The organism is Stenotrophomonas beteli, assembly GCF_001431665.1.
Lineage (GTDB): Bacteria > Pseudomonadota > Gammaproteobacteria > Xanthomonadales > Xanthomonadaceae > Stenotrophomonas > Stenotrophomonas beteli.
The window spans coordinates 146,084-163,114 of record NZ_LLXV01000021.1 but is presented as its reverse complement, the minus strand read 5'-3'; the positions used below and the strand labels follow the sequence as shown (position 1 = coordinate 163,114).

The following is a 17,031-nucleotide window of genomic DNA, read 5'->3' as shown; positions in this document are numbered from 1 at the left end:
GGCGACCGTTCGTCGGACGATACGGGCCGGGGGCGGAGGCCGGACCGGCTAGAATGCCCACCCGTCTTCACTTCGCTGCTGGAACCGTCATGGCCAAGCTTGGAACCCCGTTGTCTCCTTCCGCGACCCGCGTGCTGCTGCTGGGCTCGGGCGAACTCGGCAAGGAGGTGGCCATCGAGCTGCAGCGGCTGGGCGTGGAGGTGATCGCCGCCGACCGCTATGCCGACGCCCCGGCCATGCAGGTCGCGCACCGCTCGCACGTGATCGACATGCTCGACGCGATGGCGCTGCGTGCGCTGATCGCGCAGGAGCAGCCGCACCTGGTGGTGCCGGAAATCGAGGCGATCCATACCGAGACCCTGGTCCAGCTGGAACAGGAGCAGGGCCTGCGGGTGATCCCGACCGCACGCGCTGCGCGCCTGACCATGGACCGCGAAGGCATCCGCCGCCTGGCCGCCGAAACCCTGGGCCTGCCGACTTCGCCGTACCGCTTCGTCGATACCGAGGCCGAGTACCGTGCCGCCGTGGCCGCCATCGGCCTGCCGTGCGTGGTCAAGCCGGTGATGTCGTCCTCGGGCAAGGGCCAGAGCACGCTGCGCAGCGAGGCGGATATCGCGGCCGCCTGGGAGTATGCGCAGACCGGTGGCCGCGCCGGTGCCGGTCGCTGCATCGTCGAAGGCTTCATCGACTTCGATTACGAGATCACCCTGCTGACCGTGCGCCATGCCGGCGGCACCTCGTTCTGTGCACCGATCGGCCATCTGCAGAAGGATGGTGATTACCGCGAAAGCTGGCAGCCGCAGCCGATGTCGAGTGCGGCATTGGCGCGTGCCGAAGAGATTTCGCGCGCGATCACCGACGACCTCGGTGGCTGGGGCCTGTTCGGTGTCGAGCTGTTCGTGAAGGGCGACGAAGTGTGGTTCAGTGAAGTGTCGCCGCGCCCGCACGACACCGGCCTGGTGACGCTGGTATCGCAGGAACTGAGCGAGTTCGCGCTGCACGCGCGCGCCATCCTCGGCCTGCCGATCCCGGTGATCCGCCAGAGCGGTCCGTCGGCGTCGTGTGCGCTGCTGGCACATGGCGAGGGCGTGCCGTACTTCAACAACGTCGCCGCCGCGCTGCAGGTGCCGGATACCGCCGTGCGCCTGTTCGGCAAGCCGAGCGTGCATGGCCACCGCCGCGTGGGCGTGACCTTGGCGCGCGCCGAGACCATCGACGAAGCCCGCGCCATCGCACGTGGTGCCGCCGACGCCATCGGCGTCGAACTGCGCCCGTAAAGCAAAAAGGGGACGGAGGGGATTAAGTCGTTTGTGGCACAAACGACTTAATCCCCTCCGTCCCCTTTTCGGGGCAGTCGACTCTACCGCACGTCCACCCACACCAGATGGTGGTCGCTGCCGTCGGCGATCTTCGCTTCCGGGCTTTCATTGGCCGGCCAGAAGATGCCGCTGCCGACGTACTCGAAACCGGTCGAAGGCAGCACGTAGTCCAGGCGCATGGTGCCGGACTTCGGGCCGAAATCGCCGGTGGCGTGGAACGGTGCGCCCTTGCGCTCGATGCCCTTGGCCGCATAGGCCAGGCTGGTCTGCTCGCCGCCGACGCTGCGCGGGGTGGGGTAGCGCAGCACGCGGGCGTTCTCGATCAGCTCGACGATTGCCTCATGGCGGCCGTCGCCATCGACCGGGTCGTTGTTGAGGTCGCCGAGGATCACGAAGCGCGCGCCCTGCGCCAGGCCACCGCACTGGCCCTTGTCGTCGCACAGCCACGGCTTGTCACCGTTGGACAGGTATTCCTGCCACAGGCGCAGTTCGTCGTGGTTGCGTGCTGCGTTGCGCATTTCCGGGCCGTCGAACACTGGCGGCGTCGGGTGCGAGACCAGCGCGTGGACCACGCCGGCCGGGGTCTTCACTGGCACGTCCCAATGCGACTTCGACGACAGCCGCAGCTGCGACCACACATGGTCGTTGTAGAAGCTCTGGCCAGTGCGCGGGTCAACCGGGCGGATCGCACCGGGCATCGCGCTCCACTTCAGCCGCTGGAAGCTGCGCACCTTGGCTTCATCAATCGGGTAGCGCGACAGCACCAGCATGCCGTATTGGCCCGGGTGCAGGCCGTAGCCCCAGGCATCGTTGCCACGGCTGCGGCCTTCGCCACCGACCACGCCGTTGTTGTCCAGGTCCAGGCCGCTGGGCACGCCGGTATTGACCGGCGCCAGGTAGCGGTAGGCGAAGTGCAGCGGCTTGCCGCCACCGGGCTGGGCCACTTCCAGGTAGCGCTTCTGGAACAGGTCGGCGGCCCGATGGGCGTCGTCGAAGTCGAACTCATTCAGCAGCACCAGGTCCGGGCGCACCTGCTGCAGCACTGCCGCGATCTTGCGCGCGTGCTCGCTATCGCCTTCCAGCTCCTTGATCAGGCCGCCGGCGTCATCGGAGTACAGCGAGGTGTTGTAGGTGGCCAGGCGCAGCGCAGCGGACGGCTTTTCGGTCATCGCAGGGGACTTGGCGAAGGCGGGGGCCGTGGCGCCGCAGAGCAGGGCCAGGACGAGGATCAGGGGTTTGGCGTTCATGGGCCGTATTGTGCACCCGGCCCGGTGTCAGCGGTTTGTCAGCGCCCGTCCAGATCGTTGTCGAAATCGTGCCAGCGGCGGCCGTCGTACGCCTCCAATGGATGGAAGCGGCGCTTGTAGTCCATCTTCTGGTGGCCACGGATCCAATAGCCCAGATACACGTGCGGCAGCCCCTCGCGGCGGGCCCATTCGATCTGCTGCAGGATCGCGAAGGTACCCAGCCCGCGCGCGGCGTACTCCGGGTCGAAGAAGGTGTAGACCGCCGACAGGCCGTGCTCGGTGACATCGGTCACCGCCACCCCCAGCAGCTGGCTGGGCTGGCCGTCGTGGCCGGGCAGGCGCATCTCCATGAAGCGGGTGTGCGACCAGCTGCCGATCAGGAACTGCTCGAACTCGTGCGGGCCATGGTCGTCCATGCCGCCGTTGGCGTGGCGGTGGGTGAGATAACGGTGATACAGCGCGAACAGGTCGTCACGGGCGGTGGCGGCGGTGATCCGCACCTCCAGGTCGTCATTGCGGGCGGCACAGCGGCGCTGGCTGCGGTCCGGGGCGAAGCGCGCCACCGGGATGCGCACCGCCACGCAGGCCTGGCAATGCGCGCAATGCGGCCGGTAGACCAGGTCGCCGCTGCGGCGGAAGCCCCAGCTCAGGGCCAGCGGGTACAAGCCGCCCAGTCGACGGTCGTGGGGGTCCAGCACCAGGTCGCGCGCCACCCGGTCCGACCAGTACCCGCAAGGGTGCTCGCCGGTCTGGAAAAGCCGCAGTTCGTCGTCTCTGTCGCCATGTATCGCCATGGGCACAGCATAGCCCCAGCCTGTCGCAGTGGCGGCGACTGTCCGCCGGATGAATGGAACTGGCAACGGCGTCAACCGTTGCCGCGCCCGGGCGTTGTTGTTCCCCGAGGGTGAAGTGATCACCCCGACGCAATCCCCATCCCCAGGAGTGACCCCATGATCCGTACCCCCCTGCTGCTGGCCCTGCTGCTCGGCACCTCCGCTTCCGGTATCGCGCTGGCCGCCGACGCCCCGACCACGCCGGCGCAGCGCCCGGCCAAGCTGGATACCAACGGCGACGGCGTCATCGACCGCAGCGAAGCCGCTGCCAACCCGCGCCTGGCGGCGAAGTTCGATGAACTGGACAAGAACAAGGACGGCAAGCTCTCGCGCGATGAACTGCCGCGCTGGCAGCACGGTCGCCGTGGCCACGGCGGTGAGCGCTGGGCCAAGCTGGATGCCAACAAGGACGGCCGCATCAGCCGCGAGGAAGCCAAGGCCGATCCGCGCCTGGCCGCGCGCTTTGACCAGTTCGACCTCAACAAGGACGGCTACCTGGACAAGGCCGACCGCGAGCTGCGCATGAAGCAGCACCGCGATGCGTGGTTTGCTGCCGCCGACACCAACAAGGATGGTCAGCTGAGCAAGGCCGAGTTCGACGCGGCCAAGGGCCCGATGCACGGCGGCCCGCGCCAGGGTGGGCCGCGTGACGGCAGCGCACCGAAGCCGCAGCGCTGAGCGTCAATGCGGTGATCGGAGACAACGCCGGCGCAGTGCCGGCGTTGTCGGTTACAGGTGGCCGTTGCGCATCAGCACATACACCACCAGGGCGATCACCAGCAGGTTCGCCCCGATGATGCCGGTGCGGCCGTACATGGATTCGAATTTCCAGTTGGTTCCGCGGCGCCCGCGCCGCGCCGAATCGCGCGCGATCATCGGCGCCATCACCCGTTGCAGCGGCACCAGGCACTGGTAGTTGACCACGCCCAGGCCCAATGCCAGCAGCAGCATCTGGCTCCAGATCGGGGCCTGCAACAGTGCCGCCAGCAGCATCGCCAGGCACCAGACCAGGCCTGTACCGGTGTTGAGGCGGACAAAGTGCCGAACCTGCGCGCGTTCGCGTTCGGTCTCGGTATAGGACATCAGGAAGCGTGCACCAAGGTAGCTGCCGATCGCGCCGCCGGCGACACCGGCGAGGATCGCCCCCCAGCTTGCCACTGGCAGCACATGCAGTTGGCCGAGCGTGGCGGTCAGGGTGCCCATTGCGGTACCACCGGCTACGCTGGCGCCGCCCAGGCCGAGCTTGCTGCCACCGATGCCGACGCCGGTGCCGAGCAGGATCGCGGCGCTGGCGGTGCCGGGCGCGGCCACCAGCACCATCGACACCACGGCGGTGGCGAAGGCGGCGCTCGGCGCGCTGCTGCGGGCGAATTCACCGAAGCGCTGCAGCAGGCCGTCGCGCACCAGCGCGCGGGCGCGCGACAGGCGCTTGCGCACCGCCGCGTCGCTGAGCCCGAGCAGATCGGCCACCTGTTGCGAGCGCTGGCCTTCGCGGTAGTACAGCAGCAGGACTTCGCGGCTGTCGGCAGGCAGGGCGGAGATGATGTCCTCGGCGGCGATCTCCTCTTCCACCCGCTGCAGCCGGTCGGCCGCGCCCGGCGCCGGGTCGGCGGCCATGCCCAGTGCCACTTCGGCGGCCTCACCGGTCAGCGGCCGGCCACGTTGTGCCCGCAGCCAGTCGCGGGCCAGGTTGCGGGTGATCTGCCGAAGCCAGGGCAGAAAGCTGGTCGAGCTGCGCAGCTGGTGCAGCTGCTGCCAGCCTTTCACGAACGCTTCCTGGGCGATGTCCTCGCTGGCCTGGCGGTCGCGGGTGATGGCCAGGGCGATGGCGGTGACCGTGTTCTGGCAGGCCAGCACGATGCGGCCGTAGGCGTGCTGGCAGCCGCTGGCGGCGGCCGGCAGTTCGGTTTCCAGGGTCTGGTCGATTGATGCGGCGAACGTTGTCATGGCAGCGGTTCTCCTGCTGGGATTGTGTCCCATGACGGAGCCGAGCGCCCAATGTGACCGCAGATGCTGATGCATCTGCGGTCCGCGCATTCCACCTCATCCCCGCGCCGTTGGCGCGCCCCCTTGAACAACAAGGGGGCTCCAATCCTGGCGGGTTACGGTGAAGTCGCGGCCCTGCTGCCAGGCCGCTGTGCAGGCCGGGCATGGCCCGGCGCTACCGCCTCTTACTTGGAGGGCTGGATGCGGACCCGCACTTCTTCCTCTTCCGGCGCTGCCTGCGGGGCCTGCTGCGGCTGCGCCTGCGGGGCCTGCGCCGGTGCGGCTGGAGCGGGGGCGCCGCGATGGCGCAGGCCGATCACCAGCGCCACCCCGGCGATCACCACCAGCAGGGCGATGCGGATGCGCCAGGCCCAGCTGCGGCCGCCGCCGCCCTGTTCCGGCGCATCGCGGAAGGCGAATTCGGCGGTCGGATGGTCGCGACGGGTGGTATCGAGCAGGCGCGCATCGCGCAGGATTTCGCGCGCACGTGGCTGGTCGTCAGCACGTACGATCCATACCGCCGGATAGGCGCTGGCATTGCCCAGGTCGGTATAGCTGAACTGGCCCCGGCGGCGGGTCTTGTACGAGCGCCCGTTGGTCACCTTGACCTCGATGCCATGCCCGCGCAGGAGCTCGGCGACGCCTTCGACGGTTTCCACGCGCTGGCTGCTGAAGATCTGGCGCATCGGTTTACTCCTTGGCCGGCACGGCGGCGGCCGCGACCTGGTCCGGAACGACGCGGATCAGGCCTTCCTGCGCGGTGCTGGCCACCAGTACGCCGTTGCGGGTAAAGAACTGGCCACGGGCCAGCCCGCGCGAATCCTGCGCGCTGGGGCTGTCCAGCGAGTACAGCAGCCAGTCGTCGGCGCGGAACGGGCGGTGGAACCAGATCGCGTGGTCAAGCGAGGCCATCTGCACGTGCGGGTGGTAGTAGCTGATGCCGTGCGGGAAGGTCGCCGTGCCCAGCAGGTGGAAGTCGGACGCGTACGCCAGCAGTGCCTGGTGCAGCTCCGGGGCATCGCCGACCGGCTCGCTCAGGCGCAGCCAGACCTGGTGGTAGGGCGGACGCTTGGGCGGGTTCAGTTCGTCGCGCGGATAGACGTGGCGGAACTCGAACGGGCCACCGCGCGACAGCCAGCGCTGCACCTTGATCGGCAGGCGTTCGAGCACTTCCGCCGGCAGCGGACGATTCGGCTCGATGTCTTCCGGCTGCGGCACTTCGGGCATCTTGTGCTGGTGCTCGGCGCCGGTCTCGGCCTGCTGGAACGAGGCTGCGCAGAAGAAGATCACCTTGCCGTGCTGGATCGCGGTGACCCGGCGCACCGAGAAGCTGCCACCGTCGCGGGTGCGGTCCACGTCGTAGACGATCGGGTGGTCGATGTTGCCGGCGCGCAGGAAATAGGCGTGCAGCGAATGCACGTGGCGGCCGTTGTCGACCGTGGCCTGCGCGGCGGCCAGCGCCTGGCCCAGCACCTGCCCGCCGAACACGTACTTGGTGCCGATATCGCGGCTCTGCCCGCGGAACAGGTTGTCCTCCAGCCGCTCCAGCGTGAGCAGGTCGATCAGCTCGGAGACGACGGGTTCGGGCGTGTCGTTCAAGGGGGCGGCCACAGCAATGAAGAAGGCCTGATTATACCGGTCAGGGGTCAGATCCCTTTCGCCTGGCGAAAGGGATCTGACCCCGATGCCACGCGCTGCCCCATCTTCGGTCGTGCCGGCCAGCGGCCAGCACGACCGCCTACTTGCCCAGCCGGGCGACCAAGGCCTGCAGGGCGTTCTGCGCATCCGGGGCGAACCAGGCCTCGACAAAGCGGTCGAGCTGGATCAGGTCCGGGTGCAGGGCTTCGTGCAGGTCCGCGCGAGCGATGGCGCGGGTCAGCAGCATCGGCTGCCGAGGCTGCTTGAGCAGGTTCTGCAGCCAGGCCACGGCGCGCGCCACCACCAGGTCACCCTCGGCCAGTTCATCGACCAGGCCGATCTGCAGCGCCTGTTCGGCCGGCACCAGCGAGCCGGTGGTGAGCAGGACGCCTGCACGGTGCACGCCCACGGCACGGCGCAGCAGGCGCTGGATGCCTTCCGGCGCGATCAGGCCCACCTGTACTTCGTTCAGGCCGATGGCATACGGGCGCGAAGGATCGGCGCTGCGGGCCATCACCCGGTAGTCGCAACACAGGGCCAGCACGCAGCCGCCCGCCGGGGCATGGCCGGTGATCGCCGCGACCACCGGGATGCGGCTCTCGGCGAGCGTGCGCACGGCGCCAAAGAAGGCGTTCCAGGTGTCCAGCAACTTCTGCTTGTCGTCGCCATGCGAGAGCAGGTGCGGCACGTCCATGCCGCCGGTGAAGACGCGCTCGCTGCCCGACAGCACGATGCCGTGCGCGTCTTCGGCCATGGCCAGCTCGATGGCATGGATCAACTGCCGGCACAGGTCGGTGTCCAGTGCATTGACCGGCGGCCGCGCCAGGCGCAGTTCGCGGATGGGGCCATGGTTGATCACCTCGATGAGCGTCGTCATGCTGCGGTCTCGTTGCGAAGAAGGAACCTGGGCGATGATAACCAAACCATTCGTTGGCGTACTGTCGGTTCTGTGTGCGGCCGCAGCATCGGCCTCGGCTGCCGAACCGGCCTGCGTCACGGTGGAGCAGGGCTGGGCGCGGCTGCCGCCGAACCCGGCGATGCCGATGACCGCCGGCTACGGCGTCATCCACAACGGCTGCGGCCGGGCGGTAGTGATTACCGGCGCAAGCAGCGCGGTATTTGGCGATGTGTCGCTGCACGAAACCACGATCGTCGATGGGGTCAGCCGGATGCGTGCGATCGAGCGCCTGCCGCTGGCACCGGGCGCGCGTGCCGAGCTCAAGCCCGGTGGCCTGCACCTGATGCTGATGCAGGGCAAGGCGGCGTTGAAGGAAGGCCAGGCGCTGCCGCTGCGGCTGCAGCTGGAAGGCGGTGGTGAAGCCAGCGCGACGCTGGCCGTGCGCAAGGCCGCGCCGTAGTGGGATGGTAGTGCCGGCCGCTGGCCGGCAGCACAGGAAATGCCGGCCAGCGGCCGGCACTAGCAAAGCGGCTTACGACCAGTCGTACGAGAACAGTACCGTACGGCTCACCGGCTCGTACAACATCACGATGGCATCGGCGCCGGTGGCGCACCAGTTGTAGCCGGCCACTTCGGCTACGGCGAAGAACGTGTTGCCGTCGCGGGTGATGATCACCCTTTCGGCATCGTCCGCAGCGTTGGGGTCATCGGCAGCGTCGGTGAAGTCCAGTTCGAACGCCGCGGGAATCGCTGCGGTCTCGGTCCAGTTGCCGAAACCGATCGGGCCGCCCAGCGTATCCAGGTAGTCACGCTCGCTGGGCTCACTTTCGCCGTAGCCCGAGTAGCAGGCCAGACGGCCGTGCGCGGCATGATAGTCGCGGGCCTTGGCGTAGCTCTCGCGCATCTGCGCGATGTGTTCCTGTGCGTCCTTGTCCTGTACTGCATCGCCGATGAAATAGCCCTCGTTGCCGAGGAAGCGCATCTGGTTGCCGGCGGTCAGTTCGAAGGCGATCCAGTTGGTGCCGGTGAACTCGTTGTGGTGTTCTTCGGTGGTCTCGCCGATGCAGCCGTCGTACGGCTCGATCGGGCACAACATCGTCGCCACCTGGCCAGCCAGTTCCGGGCGCAGCACGCCCAGGTCGATCTTCAGCAGCGGCAGCAGGTGCTGGCCGAGCCAGGCCTGGTCGGCGGGAAAGACGTCGGCGGGGAAGGGGACCATGCCGGGCAGCAGGTCGCGCAGTTCGGTCTGGTGGATCATCTCAGTCCTTTGAATGGGATCGGTAGTGCCGGCCGCTGGCCGGCATGCGCGAGGCGTCTGGCGGTTGCCGGCCAGCGGCCGGCACTACCTTCAGGTGGAAGCGCTGCGGATCGCCTCAGGCAGCGGTGCGCTCTTGCCGGTCTGGGTATCCATCCAGACCACCACCACGTTGCCGTCCGAATACAGCTTCGAATCGTCCTGCTGGTCGACGATGCGGTGGCCGATGGTCACGCTGCTGTTGCCCAGGCGTTCGACGAACAGTTCGACCAGGATGTCGTTGGGCCATATGATCGGCAGCCGGTAGTTGACGTTGGTCGCGGCCACCACCGGTGCGATGCGGTCGGTCATCGATACGCCGTCCACGCCCAGCATCCAGCGCACGCGCGCTTCCTCCAGGTAGGAAATGTACTTGGCGTTGTTGACGTGGCCCATGCTGTCCATGTCACGCCAGCGCACGCTGATCGGGATGCGGGCCAGGATCTTGTGTTCGCTGCTCATCATGCGTCCTTCTTCTTGCTGGCCGTAGCGCTCTTGCTGGCCTTGCCGGTGCTTTTCGCGGCCACCGCCTTCTTCGCCGGCTTGGCGGCCTTCTCAGGCTTCACCTTGCGCGGTGGGCGGGCGTCGGGCTTGTTGGCCACGGCGGCCGGCTGTTCCGGGCGCGCGCTGGTGGAGGGCAGCATGCGGGCCAGGAACTGGCCGGTATACGACTGCGGGCAGGCCGCCACGTCTTCCGGCGTGCCGGTGACCAGGATCGTGCCACCGCGATGCCCGCCTTCCGGGCCCAGGTCGACGATCCAGTCGGCGGTCTTGATCACGTCCAGGTTGTGCTCGATCACCACCACCGTGTTGCCCTCGTCGCGCAGCTTGTGCAGCACGCCCAGCAGCGCTTCGATGTCGTGGAAGTGCAGGCCGGTGGTCGGCTCGTCGAGGATGTACAACGTGCGGCCGGTATCGCGGCGCGACAGTTCCTTGGACAGCTTCACGCGCTGCGCTTCACCGCCGGACAACGTGGTCGCGCTCTGGCCCAGCTTGATGTAGCTCAGGCCGACGTCGACCAGCGTTTCCAGCTTGCGTGCGATGGACGGCACCGGCTCGAACAGCTTCAGCGCATCCTCGACCGTCATTTCCAGCACGTCGTTGATGTTGAAACCCTTGTACAGGATCTCCAGCGTCTCGCGGTTGTAGCGCTTGCCGTGGCAGACATCGCACGGCACGTACACGTCCGGCAGGAAGTGCATCTCGACCTTGATCAGGCCATCGCCCTGGCAGGCCTCGCAGCGGCCGCCGCGCACGTTGAAGCTGAAGCGGCCTGGCGAGTAGCCGCGTGCACGTGCTTCGGGCACCTGTGCGAACAGTTCGCGCAGGGGAGTGAACAGGCCGGTGTAGGTGGCCGGGTTCGAACGCGGGGTGCGGCCGATCGGCGACTGGTCGATGTCCACCACCTTGTCGAACAGGTCCAGGCCATCGATCTCCTTGTACGGGGCGATCGGGTGCGAGGCGCCATTGATCTCGTTGGCGGCCAGCGAGAACAGGGTGTCGTTGATCAGGGTCGACTTGCCCGAACCGGAAACACCGGTCACGCAGGTCAGCAGGCCCGACGGAATCGCCAGGTCCACGCCCTTGAGGTTGTTACCGCTGGCACCGCGCAGGTGCAGGGTCATCTTCGGGTTCGGCTTGTGCCGGCGCGCCGGAATCTCGATCGCGCGCTTGCCCGACAGGTACTGCCCGGTCAGCGAGCGCGGTGCCTCCAGGATGTCCTGCAGGGTGCCCTGGCCAACGATCTCGCCGCCATGCACACCCGCGCCCGGGCCGATGTCCAGTACGTAGTCGGCCAGCCGGATCGCGTCCTCGTCGTGCTCGACCACGATCACCGTGTTGCCCAGGTCACGCAGGCGGGTGAGGGTGCCGAGCAGGCGTTCGTTGTCGCGCTGGTGCAGGCCGATCGACGGCTCGTCGAGCACGTACATCACCCCGACCAGGCCGGCGCCGATCTGGCTGGCCAGGCGGATGCGCTGGGCCTCGCCACCGGACAGGGTGTCGGCCTTGCGCTCCAGGGTCAGGTAATCCAGGCCGACATCGACCAGGAAGCCCAGGCGTTCGCCGATTTCCTTGACGATCTTCGCGGCGATCTCGCCACGCCAGCCCGGCAGGCTCAGTTCGCTGAAGAACTTCAGTGCTTCGTCGATGGGCAGCACCACCAGCTCCGGCAGCGGGCGATCGGCCACGAACACGTTGCGCGCCGCCTTGTTCAGGCGCGCACCATGGCATTCCGGGCACGGCTGTTCGCTGATGTACTTGGACAGCTCCTCGCGCACCGCTGGCGATTCGGTTTCCTTGTAGCGGCGTTCGAGGTTGGGAATGATGCCCTCGAAGCGGTGCTTGCGCTGGGTGCGGCCACCGGCTTCGGTGAAGTAGGTGAAGGTGATCGCCTCATCGCCGCTGCCGTACAGCACGGCCTGCTGCACGTTCTGCGGCAGCGAGTTCCACGTCGCGTCGACGTCGAACCGGTAGTGCTTGGCCAGCGATGCGATCAGCTGGAAGTAGTAGGCGTTGCGGCGGTCCCAGCCGCGCACGGCACCGGCAGCCAGCGACAGCTCGGGGTGCACCACCACGCGCGAGGGATCGAAGAATTCGGCCATGCCCAGGCCATCGCAGCCGGGGCAGGCGCCCATCGGTGCGTTGAACGAGAACAGGCGCGGTTCCAGTTCCGGCAGCGAGTAATCGCACACCGGGCAGGAATACTTGGAGGAGAACAGCGTCGGTGCGGTTTCGGCGTTGTCCAGGCTCTGCACCGAGGCCATGCCGTCGCCCAGCTTCAGCGCGGTTTCGAAGCTCTCGGCCAGGCGCTGCTTGATGTCCTCGCGCGGGCGGAAACGGTCGATCACCGCCTCGATGGTGTGCTTCTGGCGCAGTGCCAGCGGCGGCACCGCGTCGATTTCATGCAGCTCGCCGTCCACGCGCACACGCACGAAGCCCTGCGCACGCAGCTGGTCGAACACCTGCGCATGCTCGCCCTTGCGGTCGCGGATGACCGGGGCCAGCAGCATGTAGCGCTGTTCCGGGTCGAGGGTGAGCACCTGGTCGACCATCTGGCTGACCGTCTGCGCTTCCAGCGGGTAGCCGTGGTCCGGGCAGCGCGGGGTGCCGACGCGGGCGTACAGCAGGCGCAGGTAGTCGTAGATCTCGGTGATCGTGCCGACCGTCGAGCGCGGGTTGTGCGAGGTCGACTTCTGCTCGATCGAGATCGCCGGGGACAGGCCTTCGATGTGGTCCAGGTCCGGCTTTTCCATCACGCTCAGGAACTGGCGCGCATAGGCCGACAGCGACTCGACGTAGCGGCGCTGGCCTTCTGCATAGATGGTGTCGAACGCCAGCGAGGACTTGCCCGAGCCGGACAGGCCGGTGATCACGATCAGCTTGTCGCGGGGCAGGTCGAGGTCGAGGTTCTTCAGGTTGTGCGTCCGCGCGCCGCGGATGCGGATGAAATCCATCGCCATGGGGGATCCGGTTGTGGGGGCGTTGGCTGGGTGCCGGGCCAGCGGGGAACGGCAATCGGTCAGCCTACCGAGGTGACCAGATGGGGGCAATGGGCGACAATGCCAGCCCGGTGTCTCACTTTGTGAGACAGGCCGACAGGCAGGGGTCAGATCCCTTTTCACAACGTGAAAAGGGATCTGACCCCGTTCCGGCCGGGCCCCCGGGCCGTTCAGGGGTTGACTTGACCTGCGCCCGCTGATCTGCGTACAATCCCGCTCCTGTCCGCCCTCGATGGCGGCAGCTCAGACCACAATAACTACAGAGGAAGGCCTGGTCATGTACGCAGTACTGGTCACCGGCGGTAAGCAATACCGCGTGGCGCAGGGCGAAAAGCTCCGCATTGAAAAGCTCGAAGTCGAAGTCGGCAGCGAGATCAAGTTTGACAACATCCTGATGCTGGGTGACAGCGACGGCGTGAAGCTGGGCGATGCGCTGAAGGGCGCTGCCGTCACCGCCAAGGTCCTGTCCCAGGGTCGTGCTGACAAGGTCCGGATCATCAAGTTCCGTCGCCGCAAGCACCACATGAAGCGTCAGGGTCACCGTCAGTACTACACCGAAATCGAGATCACCGGCATCGCCGGCTAAGTATCAGGAGAAGCAGTCATGGCACATAAAAAGGGCGTAGGCTCCTCGCGCAACGGTCGCGACTCCAACCCGAAGTACCTGGGCGTCAAGATCTTCGGCGGCCAGGCCATCGAAGCCGGCAACATCATCGTGCGTCAGCGCGGCACCCAGTTCCACCCGGGTTCCGGCGTTGGCCTGGGCCGTGACCACACCCTGTTCGCCCTCGTGGACGGCAAGGTGGAGTTCTCGGTCAAGGGCGCCAAGAAGCGCCGCACCGTCAGCATCGTCTCGGCCGACGCCTGATCCAGGCATCGCCGGCACCCGTGCCGCGGCATGGCCGTGCTGGATGAAGAGCACGCTGCATGGAGAGCCCCGCTTCGGCGGGGCTTTTCGTTAGAGTGGAAGCAAGACCGGCCAGGCCGGGCTGCCGGCCATCGGCAGGCATAACATTCAAGGCGGCGGCCCGCAGGCTGCGCCCATCGCAGGCATCGAAACAATGAAACTGGTAGACGAAGCAGAAATCGAAGTGTTCGCCGGCAACGGCGGCAACGGCTGCATTGGCTTCCGTCGCGAGAAGTTCATTCCGCTCGGCGGCCCGGACGGCGGCGACGGCGGTGCCGGCGGCAGCGTGTACATCCGCGCCGACGAGAACCTGAACACCCTGGTCGACTTCCGCCATGACCGCATCTTCAAGGCGCAGCGCGGCGAGAACGGCATGGGCCGCCAGGCCTATGGCAAGGGCGGCGAAGACCTGACCATCACTGTGCCGGTCGGCACCGTGGTGATCAACGTCGCCACCGATGAAGTCATCGGCGACCTGACCCAGCACGGCGACCGCCTGCTGGTGGCCAAGGGCGGGCGAGGTGGCCTGGGCAACATGCACTTCAAGAGCTCGACCAACCGTTCGCCGCGCCAGGCGCTGCCGGGCGAGCCGGGCGAAGAGCGCACGCTGAAGCTGGAGCTGAAGCTGCTGGCCGATGTCGGCCTGCTGGGCTTCCCCAATGCGGGCAAGAGCACCCTGATCCGTGCCGTTTCGGCGGCGACGCCGAAGGTGGCCGATTACCCGTTCACCACGCTGTACCCGAACCTGGGTGTAGTGAAGGTGGAGAACTACCGCAGCTTCGTGATCGCCGACATTCCGGGCCTGATCGAGGGCGCGGCCGACGGTGCCGGCCTGGGGGCGCAGTTCCTGCGTCACCTGCAGCGCACCCGCCTGCTGCTGCACCTGGTGGACATCTCGCCGATGGAGGGCGGGGTGGAAGGCATCTCGCCGGTGGAGCAGGTGCGTGCCATCGAGCGCGAGCTGGAAAAGCATGACCCGGAGCTGCTGCAGAAGCCGCGCTGGCTGGTGCTGAACAAGGCCGACCTGATGTTCGAGGACGAGGCCAAGGCCGCAGCCGAGCAGATCGTCGCCGAGCTGGGCTGGAAGGAGCCGTGGTTCCTGGTCTCGGCGCTGGGCCGCGAAGGCACCTTCCCGATCATGAGCCGGATCATGGCGTTCTTCGATCGCCAGAAGGAAGAAGAACAGGAAGCCCGCGACGCGCAGTAGAGTCGACTGTTAGTCGACTGGCGTTGGCAAAAACCCGGCTTCGGCCGGGTTTTTTGTTGTTGGGGTCAGATCCCTTTTCCGCTGGAAAAGGGATCTGACCCCGGGCGTGCAGGCAACAAAAAACCCGGCCGGGGCCGGGTTCTTGTCTGCTGCCAAGCCCCGGAGGGCAGGGCGGCAACGCCGGATCAGGCGGCCTTGAGGGCCTTGATGCGGTCGTTCAGGCGGCTCTTGTGGCGAGCAGCCTTGTTCTTGTGGATCAGGCCACGCGCGCTGAAGCGATCCAGGATCGGCTGGGCAACGGCGAAGGCGGCTTCTGCGCCGGCGGCATCGTTGGCGTCCAGCGCCTTGATCACTTTCTTGACAGCGGTGCGCAGCATCGAGCGCTGAGCCACGTTGCGCGCGTTGCGCACGACGGTCTGCTTGGCGCGCTTCTTGGCGGACTTGATATTGGCCACGGTGGTGGTTTCCTGAAAAAATCGGTGTTATGGGAACAGCAAGCTAGCTAGTATGATGGCCCGAGAAATGCACGTCAAGTCGATTGTCAAGAGGGACGCTGAGTGAGTTCACCGAAGATGTTGCGGGGCCTGCTGTCGTTCAGCAGCATGACCATGGTCTCGCGGGTGCTCGGACTTGTCCGGGATCAGGTGATCACCACCACGTTCGGCACGAATGCGGTTACCGATGCATTCTGGGTTGCCTTCAGGATACCCAATTTCCTGCGCAGGCTGTTTGCCGAGGGCTCGTTCTCCACCGCTTTCGTGCCGGTGTTCACGGAAGTGAAGGAAACCCGCAGCCACGCCGAACTGCGCGAACTGATGGCCCGCACCGCCGGCACCCTGGGCGGGGTGCTGATGCTGGTGACCGCGCTGGCGCTGATCTTCGCGCCGCAGTTGGCGGTGGTGTTCTCAAGTGGCGCTGATACCGATCCGGTCAAGCAGACCCTGCTGGTTGACCTGTTCCGGCTGACCTTCCCGTTCCTGCTGTTCGTCTCGCTCACCGCGCTGGCTGGTGGCGCGCTGAACAGTTTCCAGCGCTTTGCGATGCCGGCGCTGACCCCGGTCATCCTCAACCTGTGCATGATCGCCGGCGCGCTGTGGCTGGCGCCGCGGCTGGGTGGCACGCCGGAAAAGCAGATCCTGGCGCTGGGCTGGGCGGTGCTGGCCGCCGGCATCCTGCAGCTGCTGTTCCAGCTGCCCTCGCTGAAGGGCATCAACCTGCTGACCCTGCCGCGCTGGGGCTGGAACCATCCGGGCGTACGCAAGGTGTTGACCCTGATGGTGCCGACGCTGTTCGGTTCGTCGGTGGCGCAGATCAACCTGCTGCTCGATACCCTCATCGCCGCCAAGCTGACCGACGGCTCGCAGTCCTGGCTGTCGCTGGCTGACCGCTTCCTGGAGCTGCCGCTGGGCGTGTTCGGCGTGGCCCTGGGCACGGTGATCCTGCCGGCGCTGGCCCGTCACCACGTCAGTACCGACCGCGAGGGCTTCTCGCGCTCGCTGGACTGGGGCCTGCGCATGACCCTGCTGATCTCGGTGCCGGCCATGCTGGGCCTGGTGCTGCTGGCCGAGCCACTGATTGCCACCTTGTTCCAGTATCGCCAGTTCACTGCCTTCGACACCCGCATGACTGCGCTGTCGGTGTACGGCCTGAGCTTCGGCCTGCCGGCGTTCGCCCTGCTGAAGGTGGTGCTGCCAGCGTTCTACGCCCGCCAGGACACCAAGACCCCGGTGCGCGCCGGTGTCGCCGCGCTGGTGGCCAACATGGTGTTCAACTTCGCCCTGCTGGCGGTGCTGTACCAGGTGATGGTGCCGGACGAACTGAAGGCGCAGGGCGTGATGGCGGCGATCGGCAAGCAGCCCGGCCTGCATCTGGCGCTGGGCATCGCCAGCGCGCTGTCCAGTTACCTGAACCTGGGCCTGCTCTGGTACTGGCTGGGCAAGACCGATGTCTACCAGCGCCGCCCGGGCTGGGGTGGCTATCTGGTGCGGCTGGGGGTGGCCTGCGTGGCCATGGTCGGCGTGCTGCTGGCCCTGCTGCACTGGGTTCCCGACTTCACCGGCATGGACAAATGGCACCGTATCGGTGGCCTGATGCTGCTGGTCGGCGGCGGCGGTGCCACCTATGCGGTGGCCATGCTGGCGATGGGCTTCCGTCCGCGCGACCTGCGCGGGCATTGATCGCCGCTTGTGGCGGCTATACTTC

The 17,031-nt window shown here is 67.1% G+C and carries 17 protein-coding genes; 7 read left to right on the top strand and 10 right to left on the bottom strand.

What is annotated here, in order from left to right; translation table 11 throughout:
• Positions 1 to 89: 89 nt before the first annotated feature.
• Positions 90 to 1,277 (top strand): formate-dependent phosphoribosylglycinamide formyltransferase, encoded by a 1,188-nt coding sequence (purT, locus tag ARC23_RS05050; protein ID WP_057496215.1) that lies wholly within the window; start codon positions 90 to 92, stop codon positions 1,275 to 1,277.
• Between the two features lie 83 nt (positions 1,278 to 1,360).
• On the opposite strand, the gene ARC23_RS05045 is transcribed toward purT, so the two are convergent.
• Together ARC23_RS05045 and ARC23_RS05040 are read right to left on the bottom strand one after the other, a co-directional pair.
• Positions 1,361 to 2,566 carry an endonuclease/exonuclease/phosphatase family protein gene (locus ARC23_RS05045; protein WP_057496214.1) on the bottom strand — a complete coding sequence of 402 codons (1,206 nt, stop codon included), beginning with the start codon at positions 2,564 to 2,566 and terminating at the stop codon, positions 1,361 to 1,363.
• 38 nt (positions 2,567 to 2,604) lie between these two features.
• A complete protein-coding gene (locus tag ARC23_RS05040; protein WP_057496213.1) occupies positions 2,605 to 3,360 on the bottom strand; it encodes an arginyltransferase in 756 nt (251 codons plus the stop codon).
• Between the two features lie 156 nt (positions 3,361 to 3,516).
• Between ARC23_RS05040 and ARC23_RS05035 the strand changes: the two genes are divergently transcribed.
• Positions 3,517 to 4,077 (top strand): EF-hand domain-containing protein, encoded by a 561-nt coding sequence (locus ARC23_RS05035; RefSeq protein ID WP_057496212.1) that lies wholly within the window; start codon positions 3,517 to 3,519, stop codon positions 4,075 to 4,077.
• A gap of 51 nt (positions 4,078 to 4,128) precedes the next feature.
• Here the strand turns inward: ARC23_RS05035 and ARC23_RS05030 are convergent, their stop codons facing one another.
• From ARC23_RS05030 to ARC23_RS05015, 4 genes are all read right to left on the bottom strand, one after another.
• The gene (locus tag ARC23_RS05030; RefSeq protein WP_057496211.1) at positions 4,129 to 5,346 is read right to left on the bottom strand and encodes an RNA polymerase sigma factor; all 1,218 of its coding nucleotides are present in this window, start codon (positions 5,344 to 5,346) and stop codon (positions 4,129 to 4,131) included.
• A 224-nt stretch (positions 5,347 to 5,570) separates the two neighbouring features.
• Positions 5,571 to 6,071, bottom strand: a complete 501-nt coding sequence (locus ARC23_RS05025; protein WP_057496210.1) for a hypothetical protein — start codon at positions 6,069 to 6,071, stop codon at positions 5,571 to 5,573.
• Between the two features lie 4 nt (positions 6,072 to 6,075).
• Positions 6,076 to 6,996 (bottom strand): acyl-CoA thioesterase II, encoded by a 921-nt coding sequence (gene tesB / locus ARC23_RS05020; protein ID WP_411847889.1) that lies wholly within the window; start codon positions 6,994 to 6,996, stop codon positions 6,076 to 6,078.
• A gap of 127 nt (positions 6,997 to 7,123) precedes the next feature.
• Positions 7,124 to 7,900, bottom strand: coding sequence for an enoyl-CoA hydratase/isomerase family protein (locus ARC23_RS05015; RefSeq protein WP_057496208.1), 777 nt, complete (start codon positions 7,898 to 7,900; stop codon positions 7,124 to 7,126).
• A 34-nt stretch (positions 7,901 to 7,934) separates the two neighbouring features.
• Here ARC23_RS05015 and ARC23_RS05010 point away from each other — a divergent pair, with 34 nt between their 5' ends.
• The gene (locus tag ARC23_RS05010) at positions 7,935 to 8,381 is read left to right on the top strand and encodes a copper chaperone PCu(A)C (protein ID WP_057496207.1); all 447 of its coding nucleotides are present in this window, start codon (positions 7,935 to 7,937) and stop codon (positions 8,379 to 8,381) included.
• 72 nt (positions 8,382 to 8,453) lie between these two features.
• Here the strand turns inward: ARC23_RS05010 and ARC23_RS05005 are convergent, their stop codons facing one another.
• From ARC23_RS05005 to uvrA, 3 genes are all read right to left on the bottom strand, one after another.
• The gene (locus ARC23_RS05005) at positions 8,454 to 9,179 is read right to left on the bottom strand and encodes a hypothetical protein (RefSeq protein WP_057496206.1); all 726 of its coding nucleotides are present in this window, start codon (positions 9,177 to 9,179) and stop codon (positions 8,454 to 8,456) included.
• Between the two features lie 90 nt (positions 9,180 to 9,269).
• Complete coding sequence (locus ARC23_RS05000) at positions 9,270 to 9,677, bottom strand: acyl-CoA thioesterase (RefSeq protein ID WP_057496205.1); 408 nt, start codon at positions 9,675 to 9,677, stop codon at positions 9,270 to 9,272.
• Positions 9,677 to 12,676 carry an excinuclease ABC subunit UvrA gene (uvrA, locus tag ARC23_RS04995; RefSeq protein ID WP_057496204.1) on the bottom strand — a complete coding sequence of 1,000 codons (3,000 nt, stop codon included), beginning with the start codon at positions 12,674 to 12,676 and terminating at the stop codon, positions 9,677 to 9,679. The genes ARC23_RS05000 and uvrA overlap by 1 nt, the downstream gene beginning before the upstream one ends.
• A 316-nt stretch (positions 12,677 to 12,992) precedes the next feature.
• On the opposite strand from uvrA, the gene rplU reads away from it, so the two are divergent.
• The 3 genes from rplU to cgtA all read left to right on the top strand — a co-directional run bounded on the left by rplU (position 12,993) and on the right by cgtA (position 14,829).
• On the top strand, positions 12,993 to 13,301 hold the full coding sequence (gene rplU, locus ARC23_RS04990; RefSeq protein ID WP_005408557.1) for a 50S ribosomal protein L21: 309 nt from the start codon (positions 12,993 to 12,995) through the stop codon (positions 13,299 to 13,301).
• 18 nt (positions 13,302 to 13,319) lie between these two features.
• The gene (gene rpmA, locus ARC23_RS04985; protein ID WP_005415704.1) at positions 13,320 to 13,583 is read left to right on the top strand and encodes a 50S ribosomal protein L27; all 264 of its coding nucleotides are present in this window, start codon (positions 13,320 to 13,322) and stop codon (positions 13,581 to 13,583) included.
• Positions 13,584 to 13,776: 193 nt separating this feature from the next.
• Complete coding sequence (gene cgtA, locus ARC23_RS04980) at positions 13,777 to 14,829, top strand: Obg family GTPase CgtA (protein WP_049404715.1); 1,053 nt, start codon at positions 13,777 to 13,779, stop codon at positions 14,827 to 14,829.
• A gap of 185 nt (positions 14,830 to 15,014) precedes the next feature.
• Here cgtA and rpsT read toward each other — a convergent pair whose 3' ends face one another.
• Positions 15,015 to 15,284 carry a 30S ribosomal protein S20 gene (rpsT, locus tag ARC23_RS04975; protein ID WP_005408560.1) on the bottom strand — a complete coding sequence of 90 codons (270 nt, stop codon included), beginning with the start codon at positions 15,282 to 15,284 and terminating at the stop codon, positions 15,015 to 15,017.
• 117 nt (positions 15,285 to 15,401) lie between these two features.
• On the opposite strand from rpsT, the gene murJ reads away from it, so the two are divergent.
• Positions 15,402 to 17,006, top strand: a complete 1,605-nt coding sequence (gene murJ, locus ARC23_RS04970) for a murein biosynthesis integral membrane protein MurJ (RefSeq protein ID WP_057496203.1) — start codon at positions 15,402 to 15,404, stop codon at positions 17,004 to 17,006.
• Positions 17,007 to 17,031: the final 25 nt, after the last annotated feature.

What these genes read in the sequence shown, in the direction of transcription:
- purT (WP_057496215.1), top strand. Translation starts at nt 90, where the DNA reads ATGGCCAAGCTTGGAACCCCGTTGTCTCCTTCCGCGACCCGCGTGCTG.
- ARC23_RS05045 (WP_057496214.1), bottom strand. Translation starts at nt 2,566, where the DNA reads ATGAACGCCAAACCCCTGATCCTCGTCCTGGCCCTGCTCTGCGGCGCC.
- ARC23_RS05040 (WP_057496213.1), bottom strand. Translation starts at nt 3,360, where the DNA reads ATGGCGATACATGGCGACAGAGACGACGAACTGCGGCTTTTCCAGACC.
- ARC23_RS05035 (WP_057496212.1), top strand. Translation starts at nt 3,517, where the DNA reads ATGATCCGTACCCCCCTGCTGCTGGCCCTGCTGCTCGGCACCTCCGCT.
- ARC23_RS05030 (WP_057496211.1), bottom strand. Translation starts at nt 5,346, where the DNA reads ATGACAACGTTCGCCGCATCAATCGACCAGACCCTGGAAACCGAACTG.
- ARC23_RS05025 (WP_057496210.1), bottom strand. Translation starts at nt 6,071, where the DNA reads ATGCGCCAGATCTTCAGCAGCCAGCGCGTGGAAACCGTCGAAGGCGTC.
- ARC23_RS05015 (WP_057496208.1), bottom strand. Translation starts at nt 7,900, where the DNA reads ATGACGACGCTCATCGAGGTGATCAACCATGGCCCCATCCGCGAACTG.
- ARC23_RS05010 (WP_057496207.1), top strand. Translation starts at nt 7,935, where the DNA reads ATGATAACCAAACCATTCGTTGGCGTACTGTCGGTTCTGTGTGCGGCC.
- ARC23_RS05005 (WP_057496206.1), bottom strand. Translation starts at nt 9,179, where the DNA reads ATGATCCACCAGACCGAACTGCGCGACCTGCTGCCCGGCATGGTCCCC.
- ARC23_RS05000 (WP_057496205.1), bottom strand. Translation starts at nt 9,677, where the DNA reads ATGAGCAGCGAACACAAGATCCTGGCCCGCATCCCGATCAGCGTGCGC.
- uvrA (WP_057496204.1), bottom strand. Translation starts at nt 12,676, where the DNA reads ATGGCGATGGATTTCATCCGCATCCGCGGCGCGCGGACGCACAACCTG.
- rplU (WP_005408557.1), top strand. Translation starts at nt 12,993, where the DNA reads ATGTACGCAGTACTGGTCACCGGCGGTAAGCAATACCGCGTGGCGCAG.
- rpmA (WP_005415704.1), top strand. Translation starts at nt 13,320, where the DNA reads ATGGCACATAAAAAGGGCGTAGGCTCCTCGCGCAACGGTCGCGACTCC.
- cgtA (WP_049404715.1), top strand. Translation starts at nt 13,777, where the DNA reads ATGAAACTGGTAGACGAAGCAGAAATCGAAGTGTTCGCCGGCAACGGC.
- murJ (WP_057496203.1), top strand. Translation starts at nt 15,402, where the DNA reads ATGTTGCGGGGCCTGCTGTCGTTCAGCAGCATGACCATGGTCTCGCGG.